This is a genomic window from Pseudomonas sp. BO3-4 (assembly GCF_034044115.1).
GTDB lineage: Bacteria > Pseudomonadota > Gammaproteobacteria > Pseudomonadales > Pseudomonadaceae > Aquipseudomonas > Aquipseudomonas alloputida.
The window spans coordinates 865,486-874,418 of the sequence record NZ_CP139018.1 but is presented as its reverse complement, the minus strand read 5'-3'; the positions used below and the strand labels follow the sequence as shown (position 1 = coordinate 874,418).

The 8,933-nt window shown below is 63.5% G+C and carries 8 protein-coding genes; all 8 read left to right on the top strand.

Going from position 1 to position 8,933, the window contains the following annotated elements:
* Window positions 1-16 precede the first annotated feature (16 nt).
* The 8 genes from REH59_RS04045 to REH59_RS04010 all read left to right on the top strand — a co-directional run bounded on the left by REH59_RS04045 (window position 17) and on the right by REH59_RS04010 (window position 8,887).
* On the top strand, window positions 17-1,453 hold the full coding sequence (locus REH59_RS04045) for a TolC family outer membrane protein (protein ID WP_070096806.1): 1,437 nt from the start codon (window positions 17-19) through the stop codon (window positions 1,451-1,453).
* Window positions 1,450-3,618 (top strand): type I secretion system permease/ATPase, encoded by a 2,169-nt coding sequence (locus tag REH59_RS04040; protein ID WP_014860792.1) that lies wholly within the window; start codon window positions 1,450-1,452, stop codon window positions 3,616-3,618. Before REH59_RS04045 ends, REH59_RS04040 begins: the two co-directional genes overlap by 4 nt.
* On the top strand, window positions 3,615-4,799 hold the full coding sequence (locus tag REH59_RS04035; protein WP_003247300.1) for an HlyD family type I secretion periplasmic adaptor subunit: 1,185 nt from the start codon (window positions 3,615-3,617) through the stop codon (window positions 4,797-4,799). The genes REH59_RS04040 and REH59_RS04035 overlap by 4 nt, the downstream gene beginning before the upstream one ends.
* Window positions 4,800-4,891: 92 nt before the next feature.
* A complete protein-coding gene (locus tag REH59_RS04030) occupies window positions 4,892-5,791 on the top strand; it encodes a chemotaxis protein (RefSeq protein WP_003247301.1) in 900 nt (299 codons plus the stop codon).
* 88 nt (window positions 5,792-5,879) lie between these two features.
* Complete coding sequence (locus REH59_RS04025) at window positions 5,880-6,191, top strand: hypothetical protein (protein ID WP_003247302.1); 312 nt, start codon at window positions 5,880-5,882, stop codon at window positions 6,189-6,191.
* Window positions 6,188-6,922: a YkgJ family cysteine cluster protein gene (locus REH59_RS04020; RefSeq protein WP_014860791.1), complete on the top strand. Its 735-nt coding sequence runs from the start codon at window positions 6,188-6,190 to the stop codon at window positions 6,920-6,922. Before REH59_RS04025 ends, REH59_RS04020 begins: the two co-directional genes overlap by 4 nt.
* A gap of 200 nt (window positions 6,923-7,122) precedes the next feature.
* On the top strand, window positions 7,123-7,347 hold the full coding sequence (locus REH59_RS04015) for a hypothetical protein (RefSeq protein WP_003247304.1): 225 nt from the start codon (window positions 7,123-7,125) through the stop codon (window positions 7,345-7,347).
* A 205-nt stretch (window positions 7,348-7,552) separates the two neighbouring features.
* Window positions 7,553-8,887, top strand: coding sequence for an OprD family porin (locus REH59_RS04010; protein ID WP_003247305.1), 1,335 nt, complete (start codon window positions 7,553-7,555; stop codon window positions 8,885-8,887).
* Window positions 8,888-8,933: the final 46 nt, after the last annotated feature.

The window sequence follows — 8,933 nt, the reverse complement described above, 5'->3', positions numbered from 1 at the left end:
GCAGTAAGGGAACTATGTGAAGCGAAGCAGTCCGCTGTCACCGCTGTTGCTGGGAGCCTTCGGGCTCCTGGCCCTGAACTTCCACCCGGTTGCCCAGGCAGCCGATGATATAGACCCCCACCTGCGCCAGATCGGGCCGTCGCTGCTACGCGATGCGCCCGAAGCGGTGCCCGCCCGGCCCCCCATCGGCATGGCCCCGGTCGCCAGTGGCGAACGGCTGAGCCTTACCGACGCGGTGCTGCAGGCAGCGCAATGGCACCCGAGCATCGCTGAGGCCATCGGCAACCTTTACAAGCAGGGCGAAGGCATCAACGTCGCCCGTGCGGGGTATTACCCACAGATTTCCGGTGGCCTGCGCACCGGTTATGACACCGGCTATGGCGGCGACCGCAATAGCCAGGCCCTGAACCTGTCGCTCAAGCAAATGCTCTATGACTTCGGCAAGGTCGACAGCGCCGTCAACGCGGCCCAGGCTGCCGCCGCCCGCGCCCAGGCCAATATCCTGCTGGTGGTCGACGACCTGGCCCGCGACACAGCCTATGCCTGGATCGAAACCCGCCGCTACGAGCAACTGATGACGATTGCCCGCGACCAGATTCGCGGCGTGGGCGACATTGCCGGCATGGCGCGCCAGCGCAGCGACATGGGCGCCAGTACCCGTTCCGACGTGGTGCAGGCCGAGTCCCGCGTGGAAAGCGCCCGTGCCACCCTGGAAGAGTACCAGTCGCAGTACGAGCGCTGGCGCTCGACCCTGGCGGCGCTGATGGGCCGCGTTACCCCACCGGCACTGGCCGAAGGCTCACCCGCCGAGCTGAACCAGGCCTGCAAGCGCCCTGCACAGGGTGATGACCGCCTGCCCGCCGTGCTGATGGCCCTGGCCCAGCGCGCACAGGGCCAGGCCGAGCTGGCCCAGGCCAAGGCGGAGGCCTACCCTACCCTGTCGTTGCAACCGCAGGTCAATCATTACCTGGACGACGACTACAACCGCGATAACGCACGGTTGGACCGCACCCAGGCGGGCATCTACCTGAACGTCGAAGTCCCCATCTACCAAGGGGGCTCCATCAGCGCCCGTACCCGCGCTGCCGGCCACGCGCTGACCGCCGCCGACTCCGCCGAAGACGCCGCACGCCTGCAAGCGCGTCGAGGCCTGGCCGAGGCCAAGGCGCAAACCTCCGGGCTGGGCCGCCGGCTGACCTCGCTGGAAGCCCGCCAGGTCAGCATCCAGGAGGCACGCATGCTCTACGGGCGTCAGTACCTGGACCTGGGCACACGGCCACTGCTCGACCTGCTCAACGCCGAGCAGGAGATCTACCAGTCACGCTTCGAACTTGCCGGCACCCGCTCCGATCTGCTGCGCCTGGATGTCGACTGCCTGTACAACACCGGCGCCCTGCGCACGGCCTTTGGCCTTGAGGGGCGCAACCTGCAAGGTGTGGAGATCCAGCCATGAGTGATTCGATCGATGTGACCCTGCCCAACCAGGCGCCCGCGCCGGAGCAGGCCGCCGCCCACCGGCCAGACCTTGGCCCCTGGCTTGAGGTGATGTTGCAGGTGGCACACCACTACCGCCTGGACGTATCACCCCAGCGTATTCGCCTGGCCGCTGCGGAGGATGCCCGCCCGTTGAATGAAATCCTCCGCCACATGGCACGTCAGGCGGGTCTGGCATTGCGCTTCGTGCACTTCGATGCCAAGGGCCTGCGGCAATGGCGCACGCCGCTGGTGCTGGAGCTGGACGATGGGCAGCTGGCGGTGGTCGAGTCGGTGACCGAAGAGGACGACCTGGCAGTGGTGTTCGCCGGTGACCAGGGCCTGACTTCGCGTCTGCCCCGCGACACCCTGAAAGGCCGTATCAACCGCGTGGCCCTGCTGCGCCCGGCCCGGCCACTGCGCGATGTGCGCACCGACGACTACACCGCGCCTTACGACCGCCACTGGTTCGCCCGCATCGTACTGCGTGACCTGCGCCCTTATGGGCAGGTGATGGTCGCTTCACTGGTGGCCAACGTGCTGGCGCTGGCCGGCGTGCTGTTCTCGATGCAGGTGTACGACCGAGTGATACCGGCCGAATCCCTGCCCACCCTCTACGTCCTGTTTGGCGGTGTGGTGTTGGCACTGGTGTTCGACTTCAGCATGCGCCTGCTGCGGCTAAAGGTGACCGACCTGCTCGGCAAGCGCGCCGACCTGCGGGTGAGCGACCTGGTCTACGGCCATGCCCTGCGCCTGCGCAACTCGGTGCGGCCGAAGTCCACCGGCTCGTTCATCTCGCAGTTGCGCGAGCTGGAGTCGATCCGCGACCTGATCACGTCCAGCACCGCCACGGTGCTGGCCGACCTGCCGTTCTTCCTGCTGTTCCTGTTCGTGTTCTGGCTGATCGGCGGCGTACTGGTGTTCATCCCGCTGGTCGCGCTGCTGGCCATGGTGTTGCCCGGGTTGCTTGCACAACGGCGCCTGGCACGGTTGGCCAATGCCTCGATGCGTGAGTCGGCGCTGCGCAACGCCATGCTGGTGGAAAGTATCCAAGGCCTGGACGAGATCAAGGCACTGCAGGCGGAGGCTCGCTTCGAACGGCAGTGGAACCAGTACAACGCGGCCTGCGCGCACACCAACCTGCGCCTGCGCACCCTCACCAACGGCCTGGTGACCTGGACGCAGAACGTGCAGGGTGCCGTGTTTGCCGTGGTCATCGTGATCGGCGCACCCATGGTCATCGCCGGCGACCTCACCACGGGTAGCCTGGTGGCGGCATCCATGCTTTCGTCGCGGATGATGGCACCGCTCGCCCAGCTGACCCATGTGCTGACCCGCTGGCAGCAGGCCAAGGTCGCGCTGCAAGGCCTGGACAAGCTGATGCAGTCACCAGTCGACCACCCCGAAGGCGAAGCCCGCGTGCACCTGCCAGCCATTCACGGCGAGTACCGCCTGCGCCAGGCCAACTTCCGCTACAGCGAAGACTACCCGCCAGTGCTGAACATTGGCCGGCTGGACATCCAGCCGGGCGAGCGCATTGCCGTGCTGGGCCGCAACGGCGCCGGCAAATCAACCTTGCTGCAGGCGCTGGGTGGGGCCATGGACCTGGTGCAGGGCGAGATCAGCCTGGACGGCATCGCCATGGCCCACCTCGACCCTGCTGACCTGCGCCGTGACGTCGGCCTGCTGCCGCAGTACGCGAGGCTGTTCCACGGCACCCTGCGGGAAAACCTCACCCTCGGCGCCGGCCAGGCCAGCGACCAGGAACTGGTGGCCGCGCTGGCCGCCACTGGCGCACTGGACTTCGTCCGCCGCCTGCCCAAGGGCATGGACCACTTGATCCTCGAAGGAGGCCTGGGCTTGTCTGGCGGCCAGCGCCAAGCCCTGGTGCTGTCGCGCCTGCTGGTACGCCAGCCGCAGGTGCTGCTGCTGGACGAGCCGACCGCGTCGCTGGACGACATGACCGAGCGCAAGCTGCTGGATAACCTGGAGCGCTTCTGTGAGGGCCGTACACTGGTGATCGCAACCCATCGCCTGAGTGTTCTGCAGCGGGTCGACCGCATCCTGGTGCTGGACGCCGGGCGCATCGTCATCGATGACGCGCGCGATGCCGCGCTGGCCAAACTGCAGGGAGCCCAGGCATGAGCAACCATGAACTCCCGGCTTCCTACCTGGACGGGCAGGACGACCAGGCGGTGTTCCGCGCCGGCCGCATCATCACCCTCTGCGCGCTGATGCTGGCGGCGTTCCTGGCCTGGGCGGCCTGGTTCGAGGTGACCGAGGTGTCCACCGGCACAGGCAAGGTCATCCCAAGTTCGCGAGAGCAGGTCATTCAGTCGTTCGAGGGCGGTATCGTCGCGCAGATGAGCGTGGCCGAAGGCGACCTGGTCGAGCGCGGCCAAGTGCTGGCCCAGCTCGACCCGACCAAGACGGCTTCCAGCGTGGGTGAAAGCGAGGCCAAGTACCGGGCTGCCAAAGCCAGTCAGGCTCGCCTGCAGGCAGAGGTGACCGGCAAGCCCCTGACCTTCCCGGCGAGCCTGCGCGACTCTCCCGACCTGATCGATGCCGAAACCGCGTTGTACCAGACCCGCCGCCGCGGCCTGGAACAGACCCTGGCGGGCATTCAGGACTCGTTGCAGCTGGTGCGCAGCGAGCTGAAAATCACCGAGAACCTGGCAAAGATGGGTGCCTCCAGCCGGGTTGAAGTGATCCGCCTGAACCGCCAGCGTTCCGAGCTGGAACTCAAAGCCAACGAGGCGCGCTCAGACTATCTGGTGCGCGCCCGGGAAGAACTGGCCAAGGCCAGCGCCGAAGCGGACGCCCTGTCGGAAGTGATCCGTGGGCGCAGCGACTCGCTCACCCGCCTGACCCTGCGCTCGCCGGTGCGCGGCATCGTGAAGGACATCGAGGTCAACACCCTGGGTGGCGTGGTGCAGCCCGGTGGCCAGGTAATGAAGATCGTGCCGATGGACGAACGCCTGCTGATCGAAACCCGCATCGCGCCACGGGACATCGCCTTCATTCACCCCGACCAGGCGGCCAAGGTCAAGATCAGTGCCTATGACTACTCGGTGTACGGCGGGCTGGACGGCAAGGTGGTGGGCATTTCGCCGGACACCCTGCAGGACGAGGTCAAACCGGAAATCTACTACTACCGCGTGTTCATCCGCACCGAACAGGACAGCTTGCAAAACAAGGCCGGCAAGCGTTTTGCGATCGTGCCAGGGATGATTGCCACGGTGGATATCCGAACGGGCGAGAAAACCATCCTCGATTACCTGATCAAGCCGCTGAACCGAGCCAAGGAGGCCCTGCGTGAACGCTGATCCAGGCATTCCTGGGTTCTGTGCAAAATGCCTAAAGCCCGACCCAAACAGGCCGATAACCGGTTATCCCCTGCTCCTCACCGAAGGTCACCATGGCCACGCAAAATGCCCGCGCGGATTCGCTATCCCTGCTGCTGTTCACCCTGCGCAGCGGCAAGCTGATGGCAATCAACCTGCTCAAGGTCAGCGAGATCATCCCCTGCCCGCCGCTGACCAAGCTGCCCGAGTCACACCCCCACGTAAAAGGTGTGGCAACCCTGCGGGGCCACTCGCTGTCGGTCATCGACTTGTCCCGCGCCATTGGCGAACAACCACTGGTCGACCCGCAGGGTGGCTGCCTGATCGTTACAGAGATCAGCCGCTCGCGCCAAGGCCTGCATGTACAGGCGGTCAGCCGCATCGTGCATTGCCTGAGCACCGACATCAAACCGCCGCCCTACGCCTCGGGCACCCGCTCGTTCATTACCGGTGTGACGCGCGTGGACAACACCCTGGTGCAGGTGCTGGACATCGAAAAAGTCATACACGCCATCGCCCCGCCCGTCGCCGAGCCAGCGCACGGCACCTTGAACGAAGAAGACGCCAGCCTGCTGGCCGCCGCCAACATCCTGGTGGTGGACGACAGCCAGGTGGCCCTGCAGCAGTCGGTGCACACCCTGCGCAACCTCGGTATCGAATGCCACACCGCGCGCAGCGCCAAAGACGCCATCAACGTGCTGCTGGAGCTGCAAGGCACCGCGCAGGAGATCAACATCATCGTCTCCGACATCGAAATGAGCGAAATGGACGGCTACGCCTTCACCCGCACGCTGCGTGAAACCCCCGACTTCCAGCACCTGTACGTGCTGCTGCACACCTCGCTGGACAGTGCCATGAGCAGTGAAAAGGCGACCCAGGCCGGGGCCAATGCCATCCTTACCAAGTTCTCCTCGCCAGAGCTGACCGATTGTCTGGTGGTGGCTGCGCGTACCGTGGTGTTCGCCGAGCACTGATATATTCAGCGACAAACTCCCCGGCTTGCCGCCGGGGGTGACTCGGGCATAATTCGCGCCCCTCGCAAGAAAATTGCCGGAATCGCGTATGAAGCTTCTCAGCTCTATCTTGATCAGCTGCGCCCTCTTCAGCGGTATTGCCCAGGCCTCCAGTAGCCAGGCCTGGAACGAGCAACGCCAGCAGATGCTCAAGGCTTGCCTGACCGCCAGCCAGTTCAAGGACGCCCATGCCCGCGGCAAGCCCGCCGAGTTTGATGACCAGGTCGGCATGAGTGCCCTGCTGATCGAAGGCGTCTACCCACAGAAGCACATGCAGCAGCGCACCGGCACCGAACTGTGCCTGTACGACCGCCAGCACCAGCGTGCTTTCGTCAGTGAATGGAGCCCGGAGGCCAAGTGACCGACCGCTTACGTTTCGGCTGTACCGGCTGCGGCAAATGCTGCACCGGCCACCATGTGCCACTGACGCTGGCCGAAGCGCGTCGCTGGGCGGACGATGCCGGCCAGGTGGTGGTACTGATCGAGGCCTTCGTCGTGGACGGCCCCGGCATGCCGCTGGAGCAGCGTGACCATGTGCTGCGACGCTCCCATCCAGTGCATTGTGGCGAGGGCGAGGCACGCGTCTCGGTGACCTTTGCTGCATTCAACCCCGGACGTTGCCGTAACCTCGACGCCAACGACCTCTGCACCATCTATGAGCAGCGCCCGCTGGTGTGTCGCATCTATCCGGTAGAAATCAACCCGCATATCCCGCTGCGGCCAGACAGCAAAGACTGCCCGCCTGAGGCTTGGCAACAGGGGCCGGAGCTGATTCATGGCGCGCAACTGGTCGATGTGGAACTGCAGGCACTGGTACAGGCTTCGCGCCAGGCCGACCGCGATGACATTGCCGCCAAGGTGGCGGTGTGCCAGGCATTGGGCATGACGACCAGTGCGCTCAAGGGTAACGGTTTTACCGCCTACTTGCCGGATATGGGGGCCTTTGCTGCGGCACTGGCGCAGGTACAGGGGAATGAAGCGGCACAGTGGACCTTGCATGTGCAGGATGAAGCGCTGACGGCAAGCTTGCAGGCACTGGGTTTGCGCACAACCCATGAAACCCCGGTTTATTACGCCTTTATCGGTTTCTAGCCTGACCATTTTGCCCAAGGCGGCACCCTGTGCAGGTGCTCTAGCACGGGACTTTCGCCGAAAGTCCTATTGATTTTCGCAAGGATCGTTACCTTTTGCGCAACAGTGCTTATCGCACTTCGCTCTGTTTCGAGTGCACTGAAAGGACTAACTTTACCCCTGTCCTCATTAGCACTTGCACCGCAAGAAGGTAGTTTCAAATGTCCAACAGTATGGGTATTGCCAGCGTCTTCGTCCTGTCTTCCCTGTTGTTGTCGCCCCTGGCCATGGCCGAAGAATCCCCGGCTTTCGTTACCCGTAATGCAGCGTTCGCGGCGGTCCATCAAGAGGCCCGTGAGGCTGTTGCCGCAAACAAGGCAGATACCGCAAAAGACGCGAAACAGACAGCTTCCAAAGTGAACGTCGATGCCAATGCCGACAGCTGATCAAACGCTGTCGCTGTTCCTTCTTTCCCTTGGCTACGCCATGGGCACCTCCGGTGCCGATATGTTAGCCTTTTAAAGCCGCTGCCGATCAGCGGCTTTTTTTATGTGCTTTAACACTCAGCCCGGCTGTAACGTGTACCTATAAAAAAGACGCACATTCAAATATAAAAACTGCCCCACCGTCAGACCAAAGGAGCTAGTACCGGTGCCTTCCGCGTTTCGTTTTACCCCGCTTTTCATTGCGTTGACTGCAACGATCCCTTTCGCCGCCCAGGCAGATGAAGACAAGGCTGATGGCTTCATCGAAGGTTCGTCCTTCAACCTGCATTTTCGTAATGCCTACTTCAACCGCGACAACCACAACGCCGGCGTGCGCGACACCCGCGAGTGGGGCCAAGGCGCGGTAGCGCGTTTCGAGTCGGGCTACACCCCAGGTGTGGTCGGCTTTGGCCTGGATGCTCATGCCATGCTGGGCCTGAAGCTCGACGGCGGTGGCGGCCATGCCGGCACCAGCATCCTGCCCGAACACATCAAGGACGACGGCGAACTGGGCGCTGCCCCGCATTCGTTCTCCACTGCCGGTGCTGCGGTCAAGCTCAAGGCCTTCGACACCGAACTGAAAGCCGGTGACCTGTTCCTCACCAACCCGGTGATCGCCGGCGGTGAAACGCGCATGCTGCCGCAAACTTTCCGCGGTGTAAGCCTGACCAACACCAGCATTGATGGCCTGTTGCTCGAAGGCGGCCAGGTCAGCTTCACCCACCCGTACAACCAGAGCGGCCACCGCCGCATCGACACCTACTACGGGTCACTGGACGAGCACGACAAGAGCAAGCACCTGAACTGGGCCGGCGCGTCGTGGAGCGGTACCGAGCACATCACCGCCAACCTGTACGCCGCCGAACTGAAGGACATCTGGAACCAGTACTACGCGGACTTCGACTACACCTATGTGGTCAATGACCTGGTCAGCCTGAACCCGGGCGTGCACTTCTATCACACCCAGGACACCGGCCAGGCCCTGCTAGGCAAGATCGACAACAACACCTACAGCGTGCACTTCACCGTCAACGCAGGCTTCCACAGCGTCACCGCCGCCTACCAGCGAGTGAACGGCAACACGCCATTCGACTACATCAACCTGGGCGACAGCGTGTACCTGGACAACTCGCGCATGTACTCGGACTTCAACGCGCCGAACGAGCGTTCGTGGAAACTGCAGTACGGCTATGACTTCGCCGGTGTCGGCGTGCCTGGTTTGTCTACCTCGCTGTCCTACTCGCGCGGCGAGGCTGACCTGACCAAGGCCACTCAGGACACTACTCACTACGACTACTACCGTGAAGATGGCAAGAACGCCATGCACTGGGAACGCGACCTGGACGTGAAATACGTGTTCCAGGAAGGTGACCTCAAGGACCTGTCGGTGCTGGTGCGTTATGCCACCCACCGCGGCAGCCAGGGTTATGCGTCGATCGACAGCAACAGCGACAACGATGAAGTGCGGGTCATCGTCGACTACCCACTGAACGTGTTCTGATCTTTTGCTGCCAGTGTAGGAGCGGGTTCACCCGCGAAGAAGGCTT